The organism is Ensifer sp. GW823-FHT05D09, from assembly GCF_058795755.1.
The window spans coordinates 1-23,546 of the sequence record NZ_JBXAIA010000019.1; the positions used below are offsets into that span (position 1 = coordinate 1).

Consider the following 23,546-nt stretch of genomic DNA (forward strand, 5'->3'; position numbering starts at 1 on the left):
ATTCTTCCCTCCAAGAGCTTTCGCAGGAAAATGCGCCTTAACGGAGCCGCCTGATTGTCGGTTGGCGACATCGATACGCGTTTTTTCTCCAATTACAATCACTGTGCATGGCGCTAAATCGATATAACCCCGAGAATTAGAATAACGTTTACGTACACGTAAGAAAGTAGCCTGACAAGACCTCTTCGCAGATGCGGCAACGGTGTTTTTCTCCGGTCGGGAAACGACAATCAACCCTTTGAAATAATAGGAAAACTGCGGTGCGCGCGCTGTCCAGCTGACGATTTCAGGCCGTTGGGCGACCCCACGGCGTCGGCGGTTTGCGCGTTTCGGGCAGGGGTTGTGGCAGGACGACGACGGACTCAACCTTGTGTTCGACGGCGCGCGGCGTGACGATCGTGCGGTCGAACAGGGGCACGCCGCGGCGTCGCAAAACGACCACCAGCGCGAGCCCGGCGACGATGCCGCCGACATGGGCGCTCCAGGAGACGCCACTACCCGGATCGACCACCAGCATGAAGAATTGCTGGCCGATCCAGAAGGCGAGTGGAATGGCCGCCGGCAGGGGCAAGGGAATGCGGAAAAACACCAGAACCCAGACGCGCACCTTCGGATGCAGCAGGAAATAGGCGGCGACCACGCCGGAGATCGCGCCCGAGGCGCCGATCAGCGGCGCTTCCGATGCCGGGTCGAGCAGGCCGTGCGCCAGGGCTCCGGCAGCGGCACAGGCGAAATAGAACACCAGAAAGCGAAAGTGCCCGAGCGCATCCTCGACATTGTCACCGAACACCCAGAGGAACAGCATGTTCATCGCCAGATGCATGAAGTCGCCATGCAGGAAGGAGTAGGTGATGAAGGTGAAGCCATCGGGCACGATGATCAGCGACGGGTCGAGTTGGGCATAGTCGAAGACGAGTGCCGGTATGTAGCCGAAACCCAGGAGCGTCGCATTGGCGAACTCTTCGGTGGCGATCGGGCCGGTTATCAGCCAGACGGCGATGTTGATGACGATCAGGCTGATCGTCACATACTGAACCTTGATGTACTTCAGGGTGTTCTTATCGTGAAGCGGTATGAACATGCGGTCTCCCGAAGCGTGATTCCCTGGACGTTATCGGTTTTTTCCGGGAATCCATAGGACGTCGGCTTGACCCTTGTCGTTGGCCCAGCGGGCGGCCACGAACAGGAAATCCGACAGCCGGTTGATATAGGCGATCGCCTCACGGCTGACGATTTCTGTCTCGATCTGCGCCAGCGCCACCATCTGCCGCTCGGCGCGGCGGGCAACGGTGCGCGCTACATGGAGTGCGGCCGATGCGGCGCTGCCGGCCGGCAACACGAAGGAGCGTAGCGGTTCAAGGTCGGCGTTCAGCCGGTCGATTTCCGTTTCGAGCCAGTCGACCTGGCTTGCGACGATGCGAAGCGGTTCATATTCCGGCTTCTCGCCGGTATCGGGCGTGGCGAGATCGGCGCCGAGGTCGAAGAGATCGTTCTGGATCCGCATCAAGGTGGCATCGAGATCGGGCACGTCGGCGGTGTATTGCCGGGCAGCGCCGACAAAGGCATTTGTCTCGTCGACAGCGCCATAGGCATCGACCCTGAGGTCGCTCTTCAGGCGGCGCGGGCCGGCGACGAGCCCGGTGGTGCCGTTGTCTCCCGTCCGGGTGTAGATCTTGTTGAGCTTGACCATGGTGTCGTCAGGTTCCTTAAGACGGGCGGCCGCCGCCGGTCAGCCACAGCGTCAGCATGATCAGGGCGATGGCGACTGCCTGCAACAGGACGCGCGCCTGCATAAGCTTGTTGGAGGTGTTGCCGCTGCCGCCCTTGGCCATGTTCACGAGGCCACGGATCAGGACGATGACGACCAGGCCCATGACGAGCAGGGTCAGGCCGGTGAAGAAACTGGACATCGAATGCTTCCTTGCGTTTACGATCAGCCTAGGCGGCCGATTATGCGGTAAAACAATGCTGCCGGCAGGAGCTTCTTCAGGAGCGCACCCTGCCTGGCGGGCCTTGTTACAATATAGTGCGGCTTGGGTCTTTTTGCCGTCAGCGCATGCTTGAGCACGGCATAGACCGCCTCCGGGCCGAGCTTGCCGGCGGCCGGCTTGCTTTCGCCTTTCAGCCGTCGCAACTGCCGTTCGTATTCGACCCGGTGCACTGATGTCTTCAGGTCGATGAAGCGCTCGATATAGGTCACGGCATTGGCGGTAAACCTGGAGGCGATCGGTCCCGGTTCGATCAGGCTGACCTCGATGCCGCTGCCTGCGAGCTCCATCTTCAGCGTCAGCGACAGCCCCTCGATCGCGAACTTCGAGGCGTTGTAGGCGCCGCGCCAGCGATAGGGCACGATGCCGAGAATGGAGGAGCATTGCACGATGCGGCCGCTTCCGCGGGCGCGCATGGCGGGGATCACCCGGCGCGTCAGGTCGTGCCAGCCAATGACGTTGGTTTCGAGCTGCAGCCGCAAGGCCTCGGTCGGCAGATCCTCGACGGCACCGGCCTGGCCATAGGCGCCGTTGTTGAACAAAGCATCGATGCGGCCGCCCGAACGCGCCATCACGGCTTCGACCAAGGCAGCGATCGTTTCCGGCTGGGTATAGTCCATCAGGAAGGTTTCGATGCCCTCGTTTTCTAGGGCGCTGCGGTCGTCTTCGCGGCGGACGGTGGCGAACACCCGCCAGCCGTCGGCCTTGAGCGCACGGGCGCAATGGGCGCCGATCCCGGATGAACATCCGGTGACAATGATTGTGGGGCGATCGGACATCCTGTCGATTCCTGTAGAAATCCTGCCCCCGTTTCCCATATTCATCGGCGGGATACAATTGAATTGCGCGAGCCCGAACCCGTGTACGTTGTCGCGGTTGGCCGAGCGCCAAAGCCATGGAACGGCATCGGAGGCCCCGCATGCGAATGCAGGTGACCCTGGTGCCACTCGGCCGGAGTGGAAATGCCATCGTTTATACGCATCACCTGGAAAGTCGTGTTCGATGCGCTATGGCACTTCAGTCTGGACGACGGCTGGGCCATGGCGAGCCATGTGGCGCTCTCCTCGCTGCTTGCCGTCTTTCCGTTCCTGATTTTCGGCACGGCGCTCGGTAGTTTCCTCGGGGCCGATCAGTTTGCCGAGACCGCCGTTCATCTCATTTTCGACGCCTGGCCGGAATCGATCGCCACCCCGATCGCCAACGAGATCGTCCAGGTGCTGACCATTCCGCGTGGTGGCCTGTTGACTGTTTCGGTGCTCGCGGCCGCCTATTTCGCCTCGAATGGCGTCGAGGCGCTGCGGGTGTCGCTCAACCGCGCCTATAGGGTGACGGAAAGCCGCTACTGGTATGTGACGCGCCTGGCGAGCCTCGGCTTCGTGATTGCAGGGGTACTGATCCTGGCAGCGCTCAGCATCCTGCTTGTCGCGGTGCCGCTCGCACTTCGCTATGCCGGCGAATGGCTGCCCTGGCTCGACGGGGTGCTGGCGACCGTCGACAACTGGAGCCTGCCGCTGGCGCTGGTCGTGGTCACGGGCGGGCTCTTCATGTCGCATCTGTGGCTGCCGGACGGGCATCGCAAGGTGATCGACGTGTTGCCCGGCATCTTCTTGACGCTGCTCTGCTGGACGATCGGGGGCTATACCTTCGCCTACTATCTTTCGACCTTTGCGACCTATGTCTCGACCTATGCTGGCCTTGCCTCGATCATGATCGTCTTGGTGTTCCTGTATATGGTCGCGGCGATCTTCATCATCGGCGCCGAGATCAACGCGGCCATCCTCAAGTACCGGGTCAAGCGCATGGTGCGGCGCAGCTTCCAGGGGCAGCGCGCGACCGGGGATTAGGTTCGCCTAGAGGATCAATGCCCTGATGTCCGCCGGTGTGCGGCCAGCCTCGCGGAAGGCCTGGATGCCGGTGTCGCGATTGCTCTTGGAGAGTTTCCGGCCGTCCGCGCCGAGCAAAAGACGGTGATGATGGTAGACCGGCTCCGGCAGGTCGAGGAGCCGCTGCAGCAGGCGATGCACCGCAGTTGCATGATAGAGGTCGCGGCCACGCACCACATGGGTAATGCCTTGCAGCGCGTCGTCGACGACGACGGACAGATGATAGCTTGACGGCGCATCGGAGCGCGACAGGATGACATCGCCCCAGGCCGCCGGATCGGCCGCTATGAGGCCCGTCTCTCCCTCCGGCCCGTGGCCGGTCTCCTGCCAGGTCTGGGGCGTTGCGCCGGCCGCAAGCACGGCCCTTTGCATGTCAAGCCGCCAGGCATGGGGTTTGTTTCCGGCAAGAATGGCGTTGCGCGCGTCGCGGCCCAGATCGCGCTCGCGTCCGGGATAGAGTGGTGCGCCATCCGGATCGCGCCGCCAGACAAGGCCCCGCGTTTCGGCATCGGCAACCGCCGCCTTGATCTCGCCGCGGGACATTGCGGAGGGGTAGACGAGGCCCATATCATTAAGCCGTTTCAAGGCGGATGCATAGACGTCGAGGTGATCCGATTGTCGCCGCGCCGGCTGTTCCCATTCAAGTCCGAGCCATGCGAGGTCGTCGACGATTGCCGTTTCGAACTCGGGGCGGCAGCGCGTCCGGTCGATATCCTCGATGCGCAACAGGAACCGCCCGTTCGACGCTTGCGCCATATCGTGGTTGAGCATCGCCGACAGCGCGTGGCCCAGATGCAAAAGTCCGTTCGGGCTCGGTGCAAAACGGAAAACGGGTTGTGCGGATGACGTGTCTGCCATCGTTTCCCTTTGACATGGAAGCGGTATAAAAATCATCCGCTTTTTGGAGGCGCCATGCGGATCATCCGGACACATGAGGACATCGAGGCGGGTCTTGCCGGCCTGGTGATGCTCGACGCCCGTCTCGAACATGTCGTGGCCAGGGCCGGCCCCGTGCCGCTCAGGCGAACGGATCCCGGCTATCGCGGGCTTGCCAGTATCATCGTGTCGCAGATGGTCTCGAAGGCGAGTGCCGCGGCGATCTGGAAACGCATGGAAGGTTCGCTCGGCGAGATTACCGCGCCTGCCGCGCTCTCGCTCAGCGACGAGGATTGCCGTGCGATCGGGCTTTCCCGCGCCAAGGCCGATACACTGCGGCGGGTAGCGCAGGCGGTCGTTGCCGGCGATATCGACCTCGACGCGATCTGCAATGTCGAAGCGCTGGACGCGATCCGCGAGCTGACGATGATCAAAGGCGTCGGGCGCTGGACGGCGGAGGTCTATCTCTTGTTCTGCGCCGGACATCCGGACGTCTTTCCATCCGGCGACGTCGCGCTGCAGAACGCCATCGGCCACGGGCTCGGCCTCGAGCTTCGCCCGACCGCCCGCGAGATTGATTCGCTGGCCGCGCACTGGGCGCCGTGGCGCAGCGTCGCGGCGCGTCTGTTCTGGGCCTATTACGCGCAGGAAATGCGCCGGGATGCCGTTCCTGTGACACCTTGAAGGAAAAAGCGAATCCAAGGTTCGCTTTTTTCTTTCCTGCTTCACAATCCTGTTGCAACGGGCCTAATATAGAAGGTGCAGATGCCGAATCGATCAGGAGAATACGCTTGACGATTGCAGTCTCACCGCAGGCCTTACCGGCGCTCGTCTTGAACGCTGACTATCGGCCGCTGAGTTATTACCCCTTGTCGCTCTGGTCCTGGCAGGACGCGATCAAGGCGGTCTTCCTTGACCGTGTGATTATCCTTGCGGAGTACGAGCACTCGGTCTCCTCGCCCAGCTTCTCTATGCGGTTGCCGAGCGTGGTTTGCCTCAAGAGCTACGTGCAGCCGTCGCGTCATCCGGCGTTCACCCGGTTCAACGTCTTCCTGCGCGACAAGTTCGAATGCCAGTATTGCGGCACGCCCGACGACCTGACCTTCGACCACGTAGTGCCGCGCGCCCATGGCGGTCAGACGACCTGGGACAACGTCGTTGCGGCCTGCTCGCCCTGCAATCTGCGCAAGGGCAGCAAGTTGCCAAAACAGGCAGGCATGGTCCCGCACCAGAAGCCCTACCAGCCGACGGTGCAGGACCTGCACAACAACGGGCGGCTATTCCCGCCGAACCACCTGCATGAAAGCTGGATGGACTATCTCTACTGGGATGTCGAACTGCAGCCCTGAGGTCTTTCGGCTGTCGGCCTGTGGGCGTAGCGCCTCGAACGCCGGGGCAAAGCCACGCCGCGTGAACCTCTTCACGCGGCCGTCCCTTCAGGCGAAAGGTGATTTTACGTCTCAATCAGGCCTTGGCAGCGCCGCGCAGGGCAATCGCTGCAAAGATCAGGCTGGCAATGACGTTCCAGCCGGCAAAGGAGAGGCCGAGCACCCGAAGCGCTGCTTCCGTGCAAGAGGGACCATGCTTGGAATCGAGGTCACCCAAGAGGTCGCCGACATTGGACGATACGCCCTGCGCCGTTGTCGCGCAGGTCGACGGCCCTTCCCAGAAGCCCCATTCAGCGCCCGAGTGGTAGACGCCCATGCCGGCACCTACGAGCATCAGGATGCCGATCGCCAGAAGCAGCGTGCGCGTCGTCCAGGCCGGCAGCTTCAGGGCGCTGGTGATGACGGCCAGAATGCCGAGCGGGATGCCGTAGTAATAGGGGTCGCGCTGCAAGAGGCAAAGCGCGCAGGGGATATAGCCGCCGATATGCTCGAAGCCGAGTGCGCCGCCAACGGTCGCCGCCATGCCGAGCGTCAGGAGAACGGCGATGACGAGGTGGTGGCGGGAAGCGGTGGAAGCGTCGATCATGCGTACCTCACGCGGGAAAGCATAGGGATCAGGGTCCGTATATGCTGCATTGCAACTGAATGATGGCCTTCTTAGGTGCGACGGCGCGCGCTGTAAATCGTCTCGCCTGCGTCGTCTCTGCACGCTTTCGTGATTGTTGCGGAGCAAGTTGAAAATGATGGTTGACCGCAGCAAAAACCTTCGTGTAAATCCGACCCGCTGATATCTTATATCCCTGAGCCCCATTGGCGGAATTGGTAGACGCGCTCGACTCAAAATCGAGTTCCGAAAGGAGTGCTGGTTCGACCCCGGCATGGGGCACCACTCTTAAAAACAAGTGCTGTTTTTATTGAGCTTTTTCGCTGTTTTTGCCCCACATTTTCGCACCCCGGAACAATCTCGCTGCTTACAATTCCTCACTGGGTCCAGTGGGAGCGCCCGCTAAACAGAACATGAAGAAGCCTAGGCGGCCAACCGGTGCGAGTGCAGACGTGCCGGCGCAGTTGTTTAAGGTTTTCACGGAAACTGGACGACGGCGCGATTGGAGCGCTGTTTCAGTGCCGTGTGGGACTGATAGGCGCATGTAATTCCGGTTCAGGGTTTCGAAAAATCATCGGACATACGGTCCGAATGGAAGCGCAAGTCTGCGGCTGCGGATCAAAGTGGAGGGGTCAATGCCTCATCATCGAATTTGCGGATTTCAACTAGTCCTAGTCCGGACTTAAGCTTAACTCCCCACGGCCCAGTGCGCATTTTTACAATTCGTCCATCGTCATGCGTAATCCAAAAATCCACTTTAGAGACCTGCGGCAACTCATGACGGATAGCTGAATAGTGCTTTGCTGCGAGACCCAGGTGACTCTCATCACCCTCAAATACACAGTCGGTTATTTTCGGGCCAGATTGGTCCGCTGAAACCCACTTTGTCTGTGGGTACCGGATCCATTGCTTTCGCGTTGAGTCTTTCAGATAATTAGTACCTGACTGGGTTCGCAAATCGGCAGTAAACACTAAAGATCCATCGTCCTGCTCGGCATAAACCGTCACGCTCGACCGGGTAGCGTTCATGGTTGCCGCGAATGCTAAGTTGACGATTTCACAAGATTGGTCTTGGCCATTGTCACTGTTGGCTTCCGCCGGTTGAGCTGCGCTAATGACGACCAATGTCGCTCCCGCCAATCCCATCAAAAGTTCAGAGATGCACTTCATGAATCGCCCCTATCTTGACGGCCTCACCATGTAGTCAGATGAGTCTGATGCAAAGCTAGAATGAAGTGCAATTTGAGCGCTGTTCTGCCACTTCACTCCAGATGGTTCATTTCCTTTCTAGGTGGGACATGAGCGAGAGAAAAGATAACAAAACGGCGCTCGCTTGATGTGTCTCACAAACTGGTAAGCCACTGATGCCGCTCGTTTGCTGTGGCATGGGGCACCACCACTCAAGCTTTTCCGCACGGCGTCCCAGCGTGGTTTCCCGTCGTCGACAGCACGCCGATCAAGCGCTTCGTGCGCAGTCTCATCTCATCGCTCACGTCGCCAGGTCGCTGCCGATTTGTCGCAGTGACTTCTGATTCGATTTCGGCAACAAACAGAATGATCTTTCTGTTTTGGATTTGACGATGCTCGATCTGATTCTTCCCTATTATCTCTGGGTCAAGGCGGCGCATGTCGTCTCGGTCGTCGTCTGGCTCGGTGGGCAATGTCTGCTGGTCGTTCTGCTTGGCAGCCATCGGCAGGTGCTGGCGCAGCAGGACAATGCTGACCTGTTGAGTGCGGTGGAGCAACGCTGCCTGCGTCTGGTCGTCAATCCGGCGATGCTTGCGACGCTTCTCTTAGGCGCGACGCTGTTCTTTCTGCGTGGGCCGGAAACGCTCGGCGAGCTCTGGTTCCAGCTCAAGCTTGCCGGCGTCTTCGCGATGACTGGCCTCCACGGCGCCATCGCGGCAACCGTCGCCTCGCTGCGCCACGGCATCGTCCCCGCCACCCGCATCCGTGTGCTGCAATTTGCGGGGCTGGCGCTGACCGTCACCATCGTTTCCCTCGCCGTCATCAAATAGGTATGGCTATGCCCGAACTTAAAACCAATCAAAAAGTCTCCCGTCTGCTGCGTATCGCAGCGATCGCAGAGGGCACGACCTTGCTGCTCCTCGTCTTCGTCGGCGTGCCGCTGAAGCATGGCCTCGGCTACGGCGAGGTGACGCGCTTCCTGGGGCCTTTGCATGGCCTTGCCTTCCTCACCTATATCTGGGCCGTCATCAACGAACTGTCCTTAGGAGATCAGCCGCGCGGTTGGGCCTTCAAGGCGATGCTGTTCAGCTTCGTGCCGGGCGGCACCTTCTGGTTCTTCCGTCGATCGATCGCTTCTGCGAGCTAGGGCATCATGGGCTACGACAAGGGGCTGAAAACGCGCGAAGAAATCCTCGATGCCGCTGGGCGGCTGATTTTCGTTCGTGGTTATGCCGCCTCCTCCTTTTCCGAGATCACCGCCGCGCTCGGGATCTCGCTCGGCAAGATCACTCACCATTTTCCGAGCAAGGCCGCGTTGTTCGAGGCGCTGTTCGAGCAGGCGGTAGCGCATTTCCGAAAGGAGACGCTGCCGATCTTCGAAGCGCCTGAACTGATGCCATTGCAGCGGATCGAGCGGGTGTTTTTCCGCATCGAGACGTTCTACGCAGCGCAAGGGGAAATCATCGGTTGCCCGGTGGGGCAGACGATGGTCGATCCCGTTGCCACAACCGTGGCTATGCGCGAACTGGCGGCGGCGTTGCTTGGTGATATCGAAAGATTGCTGGCGCGCAATCTCGTCGAAGTGGGTTGGTCGCCGGCGCAGGCGGCGTCGCGAGCAGCGATCGTGACGGCTGCATGGCAAGGTGCGGTGGTAATCTCCCGGGGTGGGGGCGGGGTCGATGGTTTCAGGCGTATTCTCGGTCACGTCAGAACGCTTCTCGCCGAAGAGCCGCCGCGCTGACGTGAGGAATGCGTGGAGGCGACGAAAGAGGAAGCTCGTGCCTGTCGGTGGATAGCCCGCGTCGCGCTGGCGATTGAACTGAGGCCGACGAAGATGTTAGGTGCAGTGCAGCAGAAGTCTGTCGCGGCGGGGCCATGTTACCGACAATCGAAAATTACGACGAACTCTACCGCGCGTTTGAGTGGCAGATCCCCAAGAAGTTCAACATCGGTGTCGCCGTCAGCGATGCCTGGGCCGCGCGTGAGCCGGAGCGCATCTGTCTTCAGCATTTCAACCCGGACGGCGATCATCGCACACTGACCTACGGCGCTTTCTCGCGGCAATCCTCCGCCTTCGCGCGCGGGCTTGAGCGCCAGGGGATCAAGCCGTGGGACCGCGTGGCGATCCTGCTGCCGCAGGGGTTCGAGGCCGCCATTGCGCATGCCGCCATCTACAAGCTCGGTGCGATTGCCCTGCCGCTCGCCCTTTTGTTCGGGGTCGAGGCGCTGGAATACCGTCTGCATGACGCCGGTGCCGCTGCGATCGTCACCAATGCCTTCGGCCATGAGCGCGTCGCCGCCATCCGCGGGCGGTTGCCGGGGCTGCGGCTGGTCGTGTTGAGCGGTGCCGAGCCCCGGCCAGGGACGCTCGACTTCACTGAGCTTGCCTCTGGGGGCGCCGACGGCTTCGTCGCCGCCGACACCAGGCCCGACGATGCAGCACTGATGATCTACACTTCGGGAACGACAGGGCCGCCCAAGGGCGCGCTGCATGGCCATCGGGTGCTGCTCGGCCATCTTCCGGGGTTCCAGTTTCACCACCATTTCCTGCCGCAGCCTGATGACCGGATGTGGACGCCCGCCGACTGGGCCTGGGCTGGCGGCTTGCTGAACGCGCTCCTGCCCTCGTTGCTGCTCGGCGTTCCCGTGGTTTCGTCGCCGGCGCAAAAATTCGACCCGCATACCGCCTTCCGGATTCTGGAAGAGATGGACGTGCGCAATGCCTTCATTCCGCCGACGGCGCTGCGGCTGATGAAGGCGATCGACAGGCCGCGCGAGCGGTACCGTCTCAATCTCAGAACCATCGGTTCTGCCGGCGAGGCGCTCGGGCGGGAAACCTTCGAATGGGCCAAGGCAGCCCTCGGCCTCGAGGTCAGCGAGTTCTACGGCCAGACGGAGTGCAACATCGTCATTTCGTCGGCCGCCGATCTCGGCGTGGTCAAGCCGGGCTCGATGGGCAAGGCGGCTCCAGGCCACCGGGTGGCGATCATCGACGGTGACGGCCAGGAATTGCCGGCCGGAACTGTCGGCCAGGTGGCGATCCGCAGACCGGATCCCGTGATGTTTCTCGGCTACTGGAAGAACGAGAAGGCGACGGACGCAAAGTTTATCGGCGACTGGATGACGACCGGCGACCAGGGCGTGATGGATGGCGAAGGCTACTTCACTTTCTTCGGGCGCGATGACGACGTGATCACCTCATCAGGCTACCGCATCGGTCCTGGAGAGATCGAGGACTGCCTTGCCGGACATCCGGACGTCCAGCTTGCCGCGGCCGTCGGAAAGCCAGACGCGCTGCGCACGGAAATCGTCAAGGCCTATGTCGTCCTGAGGCCCGGCGTGGCTGGCGACGAAGAAACCGCACAATCGATCCGCGACTGGGTGAAGACGCGTCTGTCGATGCATGAATATCCGCGGGAGATCGCGTTCGTCGACAGCCTGCCGCTGACGACATCGGGCAAGGTTATCAGGCGGTTCCTGCGCGAGCAGGCGGCGGCGGAGCCGCCGCACGCGCCCATCTGAGGACGCCGGTCAACGGCCGGCGAGCGCCTTGATCTTTTCCCGCAGCATCCGCGCCATGTTGCGGGTGTTGCGATAGAGGTGCAACTGGGCTGCGACCTGGCGAACGTCGCGGTCGCGGGTCTGCTGCAGGCCGATGACGAGCGTGCCCATTTCTTCCCGCTGTTGCCAGAACCGGCTCATGATCGGGTGGTCGGGAACGGCGCAGGAATCCGAACGGGCGATGTTGGCGTCGTCGAGGTGCCATTCGGTCAGTTCCGCCAAAAGCAGCTTGCCCGGAGAGAACTTCGCGTATTGCTCATTGTAGGCCGTCTTCCACGTATAGGCTTCGCCCGACATCAGGAAAACGACCATGGAGGCAATGGCCTTTCCGTCGAGGTCGAGTGTGTGGATACGAACGCTGTCGGCTTCGGCGAGGTTGGTGATCGCCTCGCGCGCGAAGGCCGCGCGGAAGCGGTCGAGCACCATGGCGCTGCGTTCGCGGCCCTTCCAGCCGGACGCTTCCAGCGCAAGGAACTCTTCCATGCGAATGCGGATCTCGCTCGGCTGGCGCGCGACGGAATAGGCGAGTTTCCCGCGCTTTTCCAGCTGATTCCATTGGCGCCGCAATTCGCGGAAATGCGCCGGGCTGATCGCCTTCTTCAGATAGGTCGGGCCATCGAGCAGGCTTTCGAGCATCGGCCGGCTGAACGTGTCAGTCACTGTCAGCGGTAGGTTTCGGCCGATGGCGACGGCACGTGCCAGTTGCGCGAACTTGCCCTTGAGGCGCACATCCGGCAGCACCAGAACCGGAGGAAGGCTTGCCGACGGATTGGTCAGGGCTTCAAGCAGGTTGTCGATTGTTTCGGCCGCATCCTCGGCATCGAGCAGCGGCACGCCAAGCGGGCCGAAGGGATTGGACCAGGCGCGGATAATCGGTGCGCCGATCGAAAAGCCGGGCTTCTCGATCGAAAATGGCATCAGGAAGCGCATGCGGCTGCGGCGCTCGTTGTTGTCCCTGATGATGGCGAGCCGGATCACGCGTTCCTCGAGCCTGGGCATCGCCGGCGCCAGGAAACGGCCGGTGAAGAAGACGTTCGGCTCAAGCGCCCGGTTCGACAGGAAGTCGAGTTCGCCCTGCAATTCATAGCCGGCCTTGGCCGGGTAGATAGCGAGATGTCGTCCGGGGCGTCCGACCGCAAGCATGTGCTCCGCCTGGGGATGGGAATGGCCCATCGGTGCCAGCCCGCCAAGGATGCGGGCAGCTCTGTCGTCTGCGTCACCGGGAAGATTGGTATTGCCGATCATGGATGGATCGCCCCGTTGTTGTCATGGTTCGAACGCCCGCTTGCGAAAGCGAACAGCGCGAAGCCGAAGGTGCGCCTTACGGCGAAGTGAAGCAGCATTGCCTCGACGAACATAGCACCGGCGGTTGCAAATGCAGCACCAATCAATCCGAAAAGAGGAATGAGGCTCAAGTTCAGCGCGAGGTTTGCCACCAGAGCGCCGCCGTACAGGATCACGCACAGCGTCTGTTGGCCGGCCATCGTCAGCAGGATTTCGGCGGGCCCGATGAAGGCCTTGGCCATGATGCCGGCAAACAGGATCGCCATCAAAGGCCAGCCGCCGACGAAGGCAGGGCCGAACAGCGAGAGCAGGATCGGGCCGGCCGCCAGGACGACTGCACCGAGCACCAGCGACGGCCAGAACGCCCAGCGGGCGCTTTCGATGGCGATCTCGGCCAATTGCCTGCGGTCTTTTGCGGCCATGGCTCCGGCAATCCGCGGACCTGCTGCCGCCTTGACGGAGAACATGACGAAGTGAACCAGCGCCATCGTCTTGGCGGCGGCGAAGTACACGGCGACATCGTCCGGCTTCAGGTAGAAGCCGACAATGACAACGTCGGAGTTGGTCAGCAGGAATCCGAAGCCGTCGATCAGGAAGATCGGCACCGCGACCGTGAGCCAGCGTCCCATTTCGATGCGCAGCGGTCCTTTGACGTAGCGCGAACGCAACCGCCAGGTGAGTACGAGGAACTGGCTGATGGTCGTCGCATAGACGGCGGCCATGGCTGCGGCCATGGCGGTGGGCGCCGTGTGCGGCGCGCCCATCGTCGTTGCCAGCACCATGAAGGCGAGCACCAGCAGAGGGCGGATGATGAAGGTGGGGCTCATGGCCGAAAGCGGCCAACCATGGGCGCGGGCGGTGCCGTCCATCACGTCGCCGAGCGCGATCATCGGCAGAATGAACAGGCCGAGATAAAGCGGCACGAGGTAGTAACCCTCGATCCGTTCCGCAAACAGCCACAGGCCCGCAAACCCGACGAGCGCGAGCGTGCTTGCCGACACGAGGGCAAAGATGCGCGCGGTGGTCGTCAGGCCGCGAATTTCGTCCAGCGCCGCTGTTGCCTGGTATTCCGGCAGGAAACGGATCACGGCCGAATGGAAGCCGACGCAGGACAGGTTGCCGAACAGGATCACCAGCACCCAAACGAAGACGAAGATGCCGTACTCGAACTCGCCCATCAGGCGCGCGAGAATGATCTGCGACAGGAAGGCGATTGCGGCGCTGAGGATGCGGATGGCGAAGGCGACCAGCGCCATGCGCCGTGCCGTGTTTTTGGGGTCGGGTTCGGTCAGGGCGGCGACCAGCATGCCCCCCAGCGGAGACAAGCGGTGACGAAGCGCTGACGGCAGCATTCGTCCGGCTGTTTGACACACCGCCATGAACACGAGAACACCCTGAGATTACGCAATACAGGGTTTGGTTGTGCCAGATCAGCGTTAACAAACGGTTCAGTCGGCGGGTTTGCCTTGGGGAGGGAGCCGAGCGGATGGACCCCGTCCGGCGCCGAAAAGACGCTCTTTGGATCGCAACTGGCCAACGCCAGATCGTTCGGCCCCGCCACTGGACGTCGGGAGGCGAGGCGGTGTTCGCCTTTCCCGCCTCGCAAACAAAAATGCCGCCCGGAGGCGGCATTTTCAGATCAGGCTTCGTAAATTCCGTGGCAGTGCTTGTACTTCTTGCCGGAGCCGCATGGGCAGGCCTCGTTGCGCGAGACCTTGCCCCAGGTCGACGGATCGGCCGGGTTGCGGTTTTCCGGAGCGACGGCCAGCAGCGAACCGGAGCCACCGCCAAAATCGTCTTCGCCGGTCAGCGGGTCGATATGGTGACCTTCCATCATCGGCGGAACCGGCTGCGGTGCTTCGGCCGCCTCGCGCACCAGTTCGACGCGCATCAGCTGGGCCGTCACTGCCTGGCGCAGGTTGCCGAGCAGCGCCTGAAACAGCTCGAAGGCTTCGGACTTGTATTCCTGCAACGGATCGCGCTGCGCATAACCACGGAAACCGATGACCGAACGCAGGTGGTCGAGGTTGACGATGTGTTCGCGCCAGAGATGGTCGAGTGTCTGCAGGATCACCGAGCGCTCGACATACTGCATGATCTCCGGTCCGAAACGCTCGGCACGGTCGGCAACGGCCTTTTCGGTGGCTGTCGTGACGCGCTCGAGAATATCGGCCTCGTCGATGCCTTCCTCGGCGGCCCATTCGACGATCGGCAGGTCGAGGTTGAGGTACTGCTGCACGTCGGCCTTGAGGCCGGCGACGTCCCACTGCTCGGCATAGGCGCGCTCAGGGATGCGCTTGGACACGATGTCCTCGATGACCTCGGTGCGCATGTCGGTCACGGTTTCGGTGACGCTGACGGCATCCATCAGCTCGATGCGCTGCTCGAAGATCACTTTGCGCTGGTCGTTGAGCACGTCGTCGTATTTCAGAAGGTTCTTGCGGATATCGAAGTTGCGGGCTTCGACCTTCTTCTGCGCGCGCTCGAGCGCCTTGTTGATCCAGGGGTGGATGATCGACTCGCCTTCCTTCAGGCCGAGCTTCTGCAGCATGCCGTCCATGCGGTCGGAGCCGAAGATGCGCATCAGGTCGTCCTGGAGCGACAGGTAGAACTTGGACCGGCCCGGGTCACCCTGACGGCCGGAGCGGCCGCGCAGCTGGTTGTCGATACGGCGGCTTTCGTGGCGTTCGGTGGCGAGGACGTAAAGTCCGCCGGCGGCAAGCGCCTTTTCCTTCAGTTGCTGCACCTCGGCACGGATCGCCTGTTCGCGTTGGTCGCGCTCAGGGCCGGGCTCGACTTCCGAGAGTTCCTGCTGGATGCGCATGTCGACGTTGCCGCCGAGCTGAATGTCGGTACCGCGGCCGGCCATGTTGGTGGCGATCGTGACGGCACCGGGAACGCCGGCCTGGGCCACGATGAAGGCTTCCTGCTCGTGGTAACGCGCGTTCAGCACCTGGAAGTTGTCGAAGCCCGACTTCTTCAGGAGGTCGGCAAGCTGTTCGGACTTTTCGATCGACGTCGTGCCGACCAGCATCGGCTGGCCGCGCTCGTGCGCCGACTTGATCTCGTCGATGATGGCTTTCAGCTTTTCGCCCTGCGTCCGATAGACCTCGTCGTCCTCGTCGATACGCTTGATCGGCAGGTTGGTCGGGACCTCGATGACTTCCAGGCCGTAGATGTTGCCGAATTCTTCCGCTTCGGTGGAAGCCGTGCCGGTCATGCCGCCGAGTTTGGAATACATGCGGAAATAGTTCTGGAAGGTGATCGAGGCGAGTGTCTGGTTCTCGGGCTGGATCTGCACCTTTTCCTTGGCTTCGAGCGCCTGGTGCTGGCCTTCGGAATAGCGGCGGCCCGGCATCATGCGGCCGGTGAATTCGTCGATGATGACGATCTCGCCGTTGCGTACGATGTAGTCCTTGTCGCGCTGGAACAGCTTGTGGGCCTTGAGCGCGTTGTTGACGTGGTGGACGATCGCGACGTTCTCGATGTCGTAGAGCGATTCACCCTTGAGCAGGTCTGCCTGTCTCAGAAGGTTTTCGAGCTTCTCGGTGCCTTCTTCGGAGAAGTTGGCCGAGCGTTGCTTTTCGTCGATCTCGTAGTCTTCCGGCGAAAGCATCGGAATGAACTCGTTGATCGTGTTGTAGAGGTCCGAGCGATCGTCGAGCGGGCCGGAGATGATCAGCGGCGTGCGCGCTTCGTCGACGAGGATCGAGTCGACTTCGTCGACGATGGCGAAGAAGTGGCCGCGCTGAACCATCTGCGCGCGCTCGTACTTCATGTTGTCGCGCAGATAGTCGAAGCCGAGCTCGTTGTTGGTCGCGTAGGTGATGTCGCAGCCATAGGCGGCCTTGCGCTGGTCATCCGTCAGGCCATGAACGATGACGCCGGTCGTCAGCCCGAGGAAGCTGTAGATGCGGTTCATCGTGGCGGCGTCGCGCTGTGCCAGGTAGTCGTTGACGGTGACGACGTGCACGCCCTTGCTGGCGAGCGCGTTGAGGTAGACCGGCAGGGTCGCGACGAGCGTCTTGCCTTCGCCGGTCTTCATTTCGGCGATGGCGCGCTCATGCAGGATCATGCCGCCGATCAGCTGGACGTCGAAGGGGCGCAGGCCAAGCACGCGGCGTGCGGCTTCCCGGGCAACCGCGAAAGCCGGCACCAGAAGGTCGTCCAGCGTCTTGCCGTCTGCGAATTCCTTGCGGAATTCCACGGTCTTGGCGGCGAGTGCCTCATCCGACAAAGCCTTCATGTCGGCTTCAAGAGCGTTGATGGCATCGACCCTCGCCTTGTAGCCACGCACGCGGCGATCGTTGGAGGAGCCAAACAACTTGCGGGCTAGGCCGCCGAGACTGACCATATGAATGGTCCTTTCTTTTTTGTTGCCTTGGGTTCCACTGGCCGCACTGTCCAAAACCGCGCAATGCCGTGAAACGCCCGGAAACTGTTCTGGACGCGAGGTTGCGTGACAGATAAGAGGGGGGTCGAATTATGTCAACGCACTTGCGTGGCCGGACGGCTACAGAACCGCCACATTCTGGTGGTGTTCAGCCGCCACGAGGCCGACGCAATCGCGTTGATGGCCAAAGGTGAAAGGTTACGAGCATGTCGAAGTTGAAGACCCTGGCCGCTGCGGCCCTGGTTGCGGCGATCGCCGTTCATGGTGTCGCGCGCGCCGAAGATGCGGACCCGGTCATCGCCACGGTCGGTGGCGAAGAAGTGCGCCAGTCCGAGCTCAATCTCGCCCTTGGCGGTCTCGACCCTCAGCTCCAGCAGATGCCGGAAGAGCAGAAGCGCGCAGCCGCGCTGTCGGCCGTCATCGACGTCAAGCTTCTGTCGAAGACCGCAGAGGCGGAAGGCCTTCAGGACGACGCGACGTTCAAGCAGCGTGTCGCCTACCTGACCGAACGCGAACTGCACAATGCCTTCTTCAAGAAGCACGTCGTCGATGCCATCACCAAGGAAGAGGTGAAGGCGCGCTACGACAAGGAAATCGCGGCCGTTCCGGTCCAGGAAGAAGTCAAGGCACGCCATATCCTCGTCAAGACCGAGGAAGAAGCCAAGGAAATCATCAAGGAACTCGACGCCGGCAAGAGCTTCGTCGAGCTGGCCAAGGCCAAGTCTTCCGACCCGAACAAGGACGACGGCGGCGACCTCGGCTATTTCACCAAGGGCCGGATGGTTCCTGAATTCGAAGCCGTCGTGTTCACGCTCGACAAGGGCGCCTACACCAAGACGCCGGTGAAGACGCAGTTCGGCTTCCACGTCATTCTGGTAGAAGACAAGCGCCCGCAGGCTCCGCCGACGCTGGAGCAGGTCGAACCGCAGGTTCGTCAGCTTGTCATGCGCGACAAATACGTTGAGCTGCTTGCTGCTGCCAAGAAGGATACCGGTGTCGAGATTTCCGATCCGGCTCTGAAGAAGGCCTATGACGAGGCCAACAAGGCGCAGGAAGCCAAGTAATCTCTCGACTGACGGGCCCGTCCAAGGGCAGGGCCCGTCGATCAACGTTTCTTGTCGATGCCCGACGGCTGAAGGCCGTTCGGGCATTTGTCGCAACTTCACCTTGATCCCACGTTCTTCAGGCAGGTTTCCCATGTCCGGTTCCGTCTCTCCGCTTGCTCCAAAAACCTTTGTCGACATGCCCGCCCTGCGCGGCGTTCGCATGGCAACGGCCGCGGCCGGCATCAAGTACAAGAACCGTACCGACGTGCTGATGATGGTTTTCGACGAGCCTGCTGCCGTTGCCGGCGTGTTCACGCGCTCCAAGTGCCCGTCGGCGCCTGTCGATTTCTGCCGCCAGAACCTGGGCGGCGGTGTTGCACGCGCGGTGGTCGTCAATTCCGGCAACGCGAATGCCTTTACGGGCAAGAAGGGCCGCGAAGCGACGGAGCTGACGGCAAAATCGGCAGCGAAAGCCGTCGGTTGCGCCGAGAGCGAGGTGTTCCTGGCTTCGACCGGCGTGATCGGTGAACCGTTGGACGCGACGAAATTTTCTGGCGTGCTCGACGATCTCGCCGCTGCCGGCACGGAAGCGTTCTGGTTCGAGGCCGCCAAGGCGATCATGACGACGGACACCTATCCGAAGGTCGCCACCCGCAGCGCCGAGATCGGTGGCGTCAAGGTCACGATCAACGGTATCGCCAAGGGTGCCGGCATGATCGCGCCTGACATGGCGACCATGCTCTCCTTCGTCGTCACCGACGCGGACATCGCTCCGGCAGCACTTCAGGCGCTGCTTTCGGCCGGCGTCGGCCCGACGTTCAATTCGGTCACGGTCGACAGCGACACCTCGACGTCCGATACGCTGATGCTGTTTGCGACCGGTGCTGCCGCTGTCGACGGCCAGCAGAAGGTGACGGACGCGTCCGACGCGAAGCTCGACGCCTTCCGCGCGGCGCTCAACGACCTGCTGCGCGATCTGGCACTCCAGGTCGTTCGCGACGGCGAGGGCGCTCGCAAGATGGTTGCCGTCACGGTGGAAGGTGCCGAGAACGATGCGGCTGCCAAGCGGATCGCGCTTTCGATCGCCAATTCGCCGCTGGTCAAGACGGCGGTCGCCGGCGAGGACGCCAATTGGGGACGCGTCGTCATGGCCGTCGGCAAATCAGGCGAAATGGCCGAGCGCGACCGCTTGGCGATCTGGTTCGGCGATGTGCGCGTCGCCGTCGAGGGCGAGCGCGATCCGACCTATTCGGAAGCGGCCGCAACGGCGGTCATGAAGGCGCAGGACATCCCGATCCGCGTCGAAATCGGCCTTGGTTCCGGGCGCGCGACGGTCTTTACCTGTGACCTCACCAAGGAATATGTCGAGATCAACGGCGACTACAGAAGCTGATGCCTTCGTGAAGCGGTCTTGTCGGGGCCTGCGGCTCCGAAAGCGCTCGCATTGACGGTATCCGGATTTGGCCGGTTGGGGGTAAGCAGATGACATCGAACGAGACACAGCCCGGCACAGGTGATGCCGCGGCTGGAGGCAAGGACAAGCGGATGGTTGATCTTCCGAGCGTGCGACGGCTTGAGGCAGTCGGTTTTCGCGCCTGGCCGGCAGCGTCGGTCCACTATGACGGCAGCTGGCTGATCCGGCTGAACGCCGGTCACGATTCCAAGCGCCTCAATTCGGTCAACCCGCTCGATCCCTCGGATTACCGCGACATCCCGGTTCGGCTGGAAAAGGCCGCCAGGCGCTTTGCCGATTACGGGCGGCCGCTGACCGTGCGCCAGACGCCGTTGACGCCGCCGCAACTGATCGCCCACATGGACGGCGAAGGCTGGACTGCCTTTTCCCACAGCACAGTGATGATGGCTGACATTGCCGAGCGTGATTTCGGCGAAGGTATCGACCATCTGCCGATCAAGGATGTCGGCCGCTTCGTCGATGCGCGCATCCGCATCGGCAAGGACGACCCCAAGACCAAGGCCGCACTTGCCGAGATCATCAACGCCATCAAGCCGGAAAGCGGTCTGTTCCTATTCGAGGATGTGGAGAGCGGCCCCACCGCGGTTTCGCTGGTCGTCCAGGACAATGATCTCGCTGGTATCATGCTGTTTGCGGTCGATGAGCATTTCCGCAGGCAGGGGCTGGGCAAGGCCATGCTCGACGTGTCGCTGCGCTGGGCCCGCCTGCGCGGCGCCAAGAAGGCCTGGCTGCAGGTCGAGGCAGACAACGAGGCAGCGCTGGCGCTTTATCGCAGTGCGGGCTTTTCGGACGTCTACAACTATCTCTACCGTACGCCGAAGGCCTGACGCATGGATGCCACCGGAAAGAAGATCGTTCTCGTCGCCGCCTGCGCATTGGTCGATTCCGATGGGCGGATCCTTCTCGCACAGCGTCCTGAAGGCAAGTCGCTGGCCGGCCTGTGGGAGTTTCCCGGTGGCAAGGTTGAGCCCGGCGAGACGCCAGAGGAAACGCTGATCCGCGAACTGGATGAAGAGCTCGGCATCCAGACCAAGGTCGCCTGCCTGGCGCCGCTGACCTTTGCCAGCCACACCTACGACGATTTCCACCTGCTCATGCCGCTGTATGTCTGCCGTCGCTATGAAGGTGTGGCGATCGGCCGGGAAGGCCAGGCGATCAAATGGGTGCGTTCCAAGGCCCTGCGCGACTATCCGATGCCTCCTGCCGACGAGCCGCTCATCCCATTTCTGATGGATTTGCTCTGAACCTACCCAAAAACCGGCCGATTATTAATCGATCGTTTATCTCCCTCCCGCAAAGATAGCTGCAATTCAGTTTCGGTACGTGGCGTTCAGCGAACGGCGTATCGGTTTCGGGCAATGTGGCAGGACGAAGCTTGGGAAGGATGCTCCCGTTCGCCGCACCTTATGCGTTTGTGAGGCTGGGATGGTTGACGACGATTTCTGGAGGACGGTTCAGGAGAAGGACATGGTGACGAGCCAGTCCCGCCGGACGGGTGTGCTCAATCTGTCGCTGCTGTTTGGAACAGCCGTGATTGCGCTGACGCTTATCCTGACCCCGATGCTGTCTTCGAAGGCGGACAAGCGCATGCTCGCGAACACGCCGATGGACTACGACAATATTTCGACCGGCTCTATTCCCTCGAACGGCACCACCAAGCGCTATACCGTGCGCCGCAGCGTGCTGCAGGAAATGCCGGGGGCTGTCTGCATCATCGATGCCGACGGCAGCAAGAGTGGCTGCTGATCTGGGCGGCGCGTCGGACTGGTTCCTTGCGTGTCTGCCGGTCGGGAGGCGAGTTCCAACCGGGCTGGGTACCTATGAACACGTTGAAGCGCCTTATTCGCGATAAAAATGCGGCCACTGCGGTTGAGTACGGACTTATCGCGGGCCTGATTTGCCTCAGCCTGATTCTCGGCCTGGAGCAACTACGAGACGCGCTGCTGTCTCTTTTCAATCTGCTGACAACGACGTTCCTGGATTCGCGGAACTGACGACCCGAACATCCGGTTTTCAGACCGGTCGTTCCTTTGTCCCCAACGCCTCCGACAACCGTTGTTTCGCAGAACCCGGTTTCAGCGGTTTCTGCTGGCTTTCGTGCGGCGCCCAGCCTGAGAGATAGACGACCGAGAAGGTCGCACGGATGCGACCGTCCGGGTCGGAAAAGCGTTCCGCGTAGATTTCCGCCGCCCTCAGGAAAAAGCGTCGGGAGACGGGTGTCCGGCTGCGGGCTGCCAGCGGGCTGGTCATGCCCATTGCCCGCAAATCCCTGATAAGCGCGAAGAGAGAATCATAACGCACCGTATAGGTTTCCGCGTCTGCCACCGGCAGGGCAAAGCCGGCCCGCTGCAGCAATGCGCCCATGTCGCGAACGTCGGCAAAGGGAATGACGCGTGGACTTGCGCCACCGGTCAGCTCGGCTTCTGCCGCAAGCAACGCCTCGCGCAACTCGTTCAGCGTTCCATTGCCGGGGATCGCCGCCAGGAACAGTCCATCGGGCTTCAGTGCCCGGCGCGCCTGAATGAAGGCGCCGGGCGTGTCGTTGGTCAGGTGGAGGGAAAGCGGAGAGACGAGAAGATTGAGCGTCTCGGGCTCTGCGGGGACGCGCTCGAGCGGCGCAATCGCAACCGGCATCGCGGCGGTGCCGAAACCGGCATCCGTTTCCACCCGCTCGACCGTTCCGACCTTGCCGGTTTCCAGAAGTCGGAGTGCGGTTGCGCCGGTGTAGCCGTGCAGCTCCATCGCCTTGTCGAACTGGCGCTCGACCACGCTGACGCGGTCGGCCAGTTCCTGTGCGACGATATCGAGGAGGAAGGCTGCTTTCGGGTCGGCATTGTTGAGTGCCCGGCGGCGGTGCGCCTCGACGAGGCTCTGGTCAAAGATGATTTCCACGGTACTCTGCTCCGGCAGCATGATGGCCTCCCCGGATCGGAACCGATTCAAAAGAGAAATCATGCCGAAATTCAAAGTGCTGCGGCGACATCAGCGCATCCGAAATGGCGCGTGGCGCTGCAGCGTGTTCCAGCGTCCTGCAAAGAAACCCACGCGACGGTAAAGTCAACCATATGAACCGGGAAGAGCGGCAATTTGGACTGGCGGGTGGCCTCGCCCTTCTGCGACAGGTCGGCAACGATCTCATCGACCTCGTCTACCCTCCCGTATGTTGCGGCTGTGGCCGGCTGATGGGCCGCCACCGGGCCGTCTGTGCGCCCTGCTGGTCGACACTCCAACTGATCGAGCGGCCCTATTGCGAAATCCTTGGCCTGCCGTTTGCCCATGATCATGGGGAGGGAACGGTATCGCCCGAGGCGATCGCCGATCCGCCGGTCTTCGACCGTCTGCGCTCCGTTGCCATCCACGACGGCATCGCACGCGATCTCGTGCATGGATTGAAGTATCGTGACCGGACCGATCTCGCGCCAATGATGGCGGAATGGATGGTCCGGGCAAGCGATGGCGCGGTCGCTTCCGCCGATGCCATCATCCCGGTTCCGTTGCATGCCTTCCGGCTCTGGGGGCGCAAATACAACCAGGCGGCGGAGCTTGCCCGTGCCGTGGCAGCGCTGTCAGGCCGCCCCTATCTGTCGTCAACGCTTCGCCGCATCAGGCGCACGACCAAACAGGTCGGGCTTGGCGCCAAGGCACGCGAGGACAATGTTCGCGGCGCCTTTGCCGTTGCCGAAAGCGGCAGGCAAGGTCTCATCGGAAAACGCATCGTTCTCGTCGACGATGTATATACGACTGGCGCCACCGTCTCGGCCGCGGCTCGCGCGCTGAAGCGGGCGGGGGCCGGACACGTCACGGTTTTAACCTTTGCAAGAGCCATGTCCGGTCTTATATGACAAATGAAAGTCCGGCATC

25 protein-coding genes and 1 tRNA gene are annotated in these 23,546 nt (G+C 61.8%); 15 read left to right on the plus strand and 11 right to left on the minus strand.

Annotated elements, in window-relative coordinates; translation table 11 throughout:
* Positions 1–286: 286 nt before the first annotated feature.
* The 4 genes from AC1Q80_RS30230 to AC1Q80_RS30245 are packed head-to-tail and all read right to left on the minus strand — an operon-like array spanning position 287 to position 2,767.
* A complete protein-coding gene (locus AC1Q80_RS30230; RefSeq protein ID WP_173423505.1) occupies positions 287–1,081 on the minus strand; it encodes a rhomboid family intramembrane serine protease in 795 nt (264 codons plus the stop codon).
* A 30-nt stretch (positions 1,082–1,111) separates the two neighbouring features.
* Positions 1,112–1,690, minus strand: a complete 579-nt coding sequence (locus tag AC1Q80_RS30235; protein ID WP_492362875.1) for a cob(I)yrinic acid a,c-diamide adenosyltransferase — start codon at positions 1,688–1,690, stop codon at positions 1,112–1,114.
* A gap of 16 nt (positions 1,691–1,706) precedes the next feature.
* Positions 1,707–1,910: a twin transmembrane helix small protein gene (locus tag AC1Q80_RS30240; RefSeq protein WP_077500997.1), complete on the minus strand. Its 204-nt coding sequence runs from the start codon at positions 1,908–1,910 to the stop codon at positions 1,707–1,709.
* Positions 1,911–1,933: 23 nt separating this feature from the next.
* Positions 1,934–2,767, minus strand: coding sequence for an SDR family oxidoreductase (locus AC1Q80_RS30245; protein ID WP_173423503.1), 834 nt, complete (start codon positions 2,765–2,767; stop codon positions 1,934–1,936).
* Between the two features lie 183 nt (positions 2,768–2,950).
* On the opposite strand from AC1Q80_RS30245, the gene AC1Q80_RS30250 reads away from it, so the two are divergent.
* Positions 2,951–3,832, plus strand: coding sequence for a YihY/virulence factor BrkB family protein (locus AC1Q80_RS30250; RefSeq protein WP_173423502.1), 882 nt, complete (start codon positions 2,951–2,953; stop codon positions 3,830–3,832).
* 6 nt (positions 3,833–3,838) lie between these two features.
* Here AC1Q80_RS30250 and gluQRS read toward each other — a convergent pair whose 3' ends face one another.
* Positions 3,839–4,729 (minus strand): tRNA glutamyl-Q(34) synthetase GluQRS, encoded by an 891-nt coding sequence (gluQRS, locus tag AC1Q80_RS30255; RefSeq protein WP_492362876.1) that lies wholly within the window; start codon positions 4,727–4,729, stop codon positions 3,839–3,841.
* 54 nt (positions 4,730–4,783) lie between these two features.
* Here gluQRS and AC1Q80_RS30260 point away from each other — a divergent pair, with 54 nt between their 5' ends.
* Positions 4,784–5,431: a DNA-3-methyladenine glycosylase family protein gene (locus AC1Q80_RS30260; protein WP_173423500.1), complete on the plus strand. Its 648-nt coding sequence runs from the start codon at positions 4,784–4,786 to the stop codon at positions 5,429–5,431.
* A 107-nt stretch (positions 5,432–5,538) separates the two neighbouring features.
* Complete coding sequence (locus AC1Q80_RS30265; protein WP_173423499.1) at positions 5,539–6,096, plus strand: HNH endonuclease; 558 nt, start codon at positions 5,539–5,541, stop codon at positions 6,094–6,096.
* A 115-nt stretch (positions 6,097–6,211) separates the two neighbouring features.
* Here AC1Q80_RS30265 and AC1Q80_RS30270 read toward each other — a convergent pair whose 3' ends face one another.
* Positions 6,212–6,721, minus strand: a complete 510-nt coding sequence (locus AC1Q80_RS30270; RefSeq protein WP_173423498.1) for a disulfide bond formation protein B — start codon at positions 6,719–6,721, stop codon at positions 6,212–6,214.
* 218 nt (positions 6,722–6,939) lie between these two features.
* Between AC1Q80_RS30270 and AC1Q80_RS30275 the strand changes: the two genes are divergently transcribed.
* Positions 6,940–7,024: transfer RNA gene (locus tag AC1Q80_RS30275), tRNA-Leu, on the plus strand.
* Between the two features lie 333 nt (positions 7,025–7,357).
* Here the strand turns inward: AC1Q80_RS30275 and AC1Q80_RS30280 are convergent.
* Complete coding sequence (locus AC1Q80_RS30280; RefSeq protein ID WP_492362877.1) at positions 7,358–7,909, minus strand: hypothetical protein; 552 nt, start codon at positions 7,907–7,909, stop codon at positions 7,358–7,360.
* Positions 7,910–8,319: 410 nt separating this feature from the next.
* Here AC1Q80_RS30280 and AC1Q80_RS30285 point away from each other — a divergent pair, with 410 nt between their 5' ends.
* The 4 genes from AC1Q80_RS30285 (at position 8,320) to AC1Q80_RS30300 (ending at position 11,449) form a co-directional block, all read left to right on the plus strand.
* Positions 8,320–8,757, plus strand: coding sequence for a CopD family protein (locus AC1Q80_RS30285; RefSeq protein ID WP_492362878.1), 438 nt, complete (start codon positions 8,320–8,322; stop codon positions 8,755–8,757).
* Between the two features lie 8 nt (positions 8,758–8,765).
* Positions 8,766–9,074: a DUF3817 domain-containing protein gene (locus AC1Q80_RS30290; RefSeq protein WP_492362879.1), complete on the plus strand. Its 309-nt coding sequence runs from the start codon at positions 8,766–8,768 to the stop codon at positions 9,072–9,074.
* Positions 9,075–9,080: 6 nt separating this feature from the next.
* Positions 9,081–9,668, plus strand: a complete 588-nt coding sequence (locus tag AC1Q80_RS30295) for a TetR/AcrR family transcriptional regulator (protein ID WP_173423496.1) — start codon at positions 9,081–9,083, stop codon at positions 9,666–9,668.
* Positions 9,669–9,802: 134 nt separating this feature from the next.
* The gene (locus tag AC1Q80_RS30300) at positions 9,803–11,449 is read left to right on the plus strand and encodes an AMP-binding protein (protein ID WP_492362880.1); all 1,647 of its coding nucleotides are present in this window, start codon (positions 9,803–9,805) and stop codon (positions 11,447–11,449) included.
* Positions 11,450–11,458: 9 nt separating this feature from the next.
* Here AC1Q80_RS30300 and AC1Q80_RS30305 read toward each other — a convergent pair whose 3' ends face one another.
* From AC1Q80_RS30305 to secA, 3 genes are all read right to left on the minus strand, one after another.
* Positions 11,459–12,733, minus strand: coding sequence for a GNAT family N-acetyltransferase (locus AC1Q80_RS30305; protein ID WP_173423494.1), 1,275 nt, complete (start codon positions 12,731–12,733; stop codon positions 11,459–11,461).
* Positions 12,730–14,124, minus strand: a complete 1,395-nt coding sequence (locus AC1Q80_RS30310; RefSeq protein WP_492362881.1) for a lipopolysaccharide biosynthesis protein — start codon at positions 14,122–14,124, stop codon at positions 12,730–12,732. The genes AC1Q80_RS30305 and AC1Q80_RS30310 overlap by 4 nt, the downstream gene beginning before the upstream one ends.
* A gap of 287 nt (positions 14,125–14,411) precedes the next feature.
* On the minus strand, positions 14,412–17,126 hold the full coding sequence (gene secA, locus AC1Q80_RS30315) for a preprotein translocase subunit SecA (RefSeq protein WP_492362882.1): 2,715 nt from the start codon (positions 17,124–17,126) through the stop codon (positions 14,412–14,414).
* 245 nt (positions 17,127–17,371) lie between these two features.
* Between secA and AC1Q80_RS30320 the strand changes: the two genes are divergently transcribed.
* The 6 genes from AC1Q80_RS30320 to AC1Q80_RS30345 all read left to right on the plus strand — a co-directional run bounded on the left by AC1Q80_RS30320 (position 17,372) and on the right by AC1Q80_RS30345 (position 21,679).
* A complete protein-coding gene (locus AC1Q80_RS30320; RefSeq protein ID WP_173423491.1) occupies positions 17,372–18,229 on the plus strand; it encodes a peptidylprolyl isomerase in 858 nt (285 codons plus the stop codon).
* A 133-nt stretch (positions 18,230–18,362) separates the two neighbouring features.
* Positions 18,363–19,604: a bifunctional glutamate N-acetyltransferase/amino-acid acetyltransferase ArgJ gene (gene argJ / locus AC1Q80_RS30325; RefSeq protein ID WP_492362883.1), complete on the plus strand. Its 1,242-nt coding sequence runs from the start codon at positions 18,363–18,365 to the stop codon at positions 19,602–19,604.
* 89 nt (positions 19,605–19,693) lie between these two features.
* On the plus strand, positions 19,694–20,512 hold the full coding sequence (locus AC1Q80_RS30330; RefSeq protein ID WP_173423489.1) for a GNAT family N-acetyltransferase: 819 nt from the start codon (positions 19,694–19,696) through the stop codon (positions 20,510–20,512).
* 3 nt (positions 20,513–20,515) lie between these two features.
* Positions 20,516–20,929, plus strand: coding sequence for an 8-oxo-dGTP diphosphatase MutT (mutT, locus tag AC1Q80_RS30335; RefSeq protein WP_173423488.1), 414 nt, complete (start codon positions 20,516–20,518; stop codon positions 20,927–20,929).
* A 181-nt stretch (positions 20,930–21,110) separates the two neighbouring features.
* Positions 21,111–21,431 (plus strand): hypothetical protein, encoded by a 321-nt coding sequence (locus AC1Q80_RS30340; RefSeq protein WP_077500981.1) that lies wholly within the window; start codon positions 21,111–21,113, stop codon positions 21,429–21,431.
* 74 nt (positions 21,432–21,505) lie between these two features.
* Positions 21,506–21,679, plus strand: coding sequence for a Flp family type IVb pilin (locus AC1Q80_RS30345; RefSeq protein WP_173423487.1), 174 nt, complete (start codon positions 21,506–21,508; stop codon positions 21,677–21,679).
* A gap of 19 nt (positions 21,680–21,698) precedes the next feature.
* Here AC1Q80_RS30345 and AC1Q80_RS30350 read toward each other — a convergent pair whose 3' ends face one another.
* Positions 21,699–22,577, minus strand: coding sequence for a methyltransferase domain-containing protein (locus AC1Q80_RS30350; protein ID WP_173423795.1), 879 nt, complete (start codon positions 22,575–22,577; stop codon positions 21,699–21,701).
* Between the two features lie 173 nt (positions 22,578–22,750).
* Between AC1Q80_RS30350 and AC1Q80_RS30355 the strand changes: the two genes are divergently transcribed.
* On the plus strand, positions 22,751–23,527 hold the full coding sequence (locus tag AC1Q80_RS30355; protein ID WP_209793128.1) for a ComF family protein: 777 nt from the start codon (positions 22,751–22,753) through the stop codon (positions 23,525–23,527).
* The last annotated feature ends 19 nt before the right edge of the window (positions 23,528–23,546 follow it).

What these genes read in the sequence shown, in the direction of transcription:
- AC1Q80_RS30230 (WP_173423505.1), bottom strand. Translation starts at nt 1,081, where the DNA reads ATGTTCATACCGCTTCACGATAAGAACACCCTGAAGTACATCAAGGTT.
- AC1Q80_RS30235 (WP_492362875.1), bottom strand. Translation starts at nt 1,690, where the DNA reads ATGGTCAAGCTCAACAAGATCTACACCCGGACGGGAGACAACGGCACC.
- AC1Q80_RS30240 (WP_077500997.1), bottom strand. Translation starts at nt 1,910, where the DNA reads ATGTCCAGTTTCTTCACCGGCCTGACCCTGCTCGTCATGGGCCTGGTC.
- AC1Q80_RS30245 (WP_173423503.1), bottom strand. Translation starts at nt 2,767, where the DNA reads ATGTCCGATCGCCCCACAATCATTGTCACCGGATGTTCATCCGGGATC.
- AC1Q80_RS30250 (WP_173423502.1), top strand. Translation starts at nt 2,951, where the DNA reads ATGCCATCGTTTATACGCATCACCTGGAAAGTCGTGTTCGATGCGCTA.
- gluQRS (WP_492362876.1), bottom strand. Translation starts at nt 4,729, where the DNA reads ATGGCAGACACGTCATCCGCACAACCCGTTTTCCGTTTTGCACCGAGC.
- AC1Q80_RS30260 (WP_173423500.1), top strand. Translation starts at nt 4,784, where the DNA reads ATGCGGATCATCCGGACACATGAGGACATCGAGGCGGGTCTTGCCGGC.
- AC1Q80_RS30270 (WP_173423498.1), bottom strand. Translation starts at nt 6,721, where the DNA reads ATGATCGACGCTTCCACCGCTTCCCGCCACCACCTCGTCATCGCCGTT.
- AC1Q80_RS30280 (WP_492362877.1), bottom strand. Translation starts at nt 7,909, where the DNA reads ATGAAGTGCATCTCTGAACTTTTGATGGGATTGGCGGGAGCGACATTG.
- AC1Q80_RS30285 (WP_492362878.1), top strand. Translation starts at nt 8,320, where the DNA reads ATGCTCGATCTGATTCTTCCCTATTATCTCTGGGTCAAGGCGGCGCAT.
- AC1Q80_RS30290 (WP_492362879.1), top strand. Translation starts at nt 8,766, where the DNA reads ATGCCCGAACTTAAAACCAATCAAAAAGTCTCCCGTCTGCTGCGTATC.
- AC1Q80_RS30295 (WP_173423496.1), top strand. Translation starts at nt 9,081, where the DNA reads ATGGGCTACGACAAGGGGCTGAAAACGCGCGAAGAAATCCTCGATGCC.
- AC1Q80_RS30300 (WP_492362880.1), top strand. Translation starts at nt 9,803, where the DNA reads ATGTTACCGACAATCGAAAATTACGACGAACTCTACCGCGCGTTTGAG.
- AC1Q80_RS30305 (WP_173423494.1), bottom strand. Translation starts at nt 12,733, where the DNA reads ATGATCGGCAATACCAATCTTCCCGGTGACGCAGACGACAGAGCTGCC.
- AC1Q80_RS30310 (WP_492362881.1), bottom strand. Translation starts at nt 14,124, where the DNA reads ATGCTGCCGTCAGCGCTTCGTCACCGCTTGTCTCCGCTGGGGGGCATG.
- secA (WP_492362882.1), bottom strand. Translation starts at nt 17,126, where the DNA reads ATGGTCAGTCTCGGCGGCCTAGCCCGCAAGTTGTTTGGCTCCTCCAAC.
- AC1Q80_RS30320 (WP_173423491.1), top strand. Translation starts at nt 17,372, where the DNA reads ATGTCGAAGTTGAAGACCCTGGCCGCTGCGGCCCTGGTTGCGGCGATC.
- argJ (WP_492362883.1), top strand. Translation starts at nt 18,363, where the DNA reads ATGTCCGGTTCCGTCTCTCCGCTTGCTCCAAAAACCTTTGTCGACATG.
- AC1Q80_RS30330 (WP_173423489.1), top strand. Translation starts at nt 19,694, where the DNA reads ATGACATCGAACGAGACACAGCCCGGCACAGGTGATGCCGCGGCTGGA.
- mutT (WP_173423488.1), top strand. Translation starts at nt 20,516, where the DNA reads ATGGATGCCACCGGAAAGAAGATCGTTCTCGTCGCCGCCTGCGCATTG.
- AC1Q80_RS30340 (WP_077500981.1), top strand. Translation starts at nt 21,111, where the DNA reads ATGGTTGACGACGATTTCTGGAGGACGGTTCAGGAGAAGGACATGGTG.
- AC1Q80_RS30345 (WP_173423487.1), top strand. Translation starts at nt 21,506, where the DNA reads ATGAACACGTTGAAGCGCCTTATTCGCGATAAAAATGCGGCCACTGCG.
- AC1Q80_RS30355 (WP_209793128.1), top strand. Translation starts at nt 22,751, where the DNA reads ATGAACCGGGAAGAGCGGCAATTTGGACTGGCGGGTGGCCTCGCCCTT.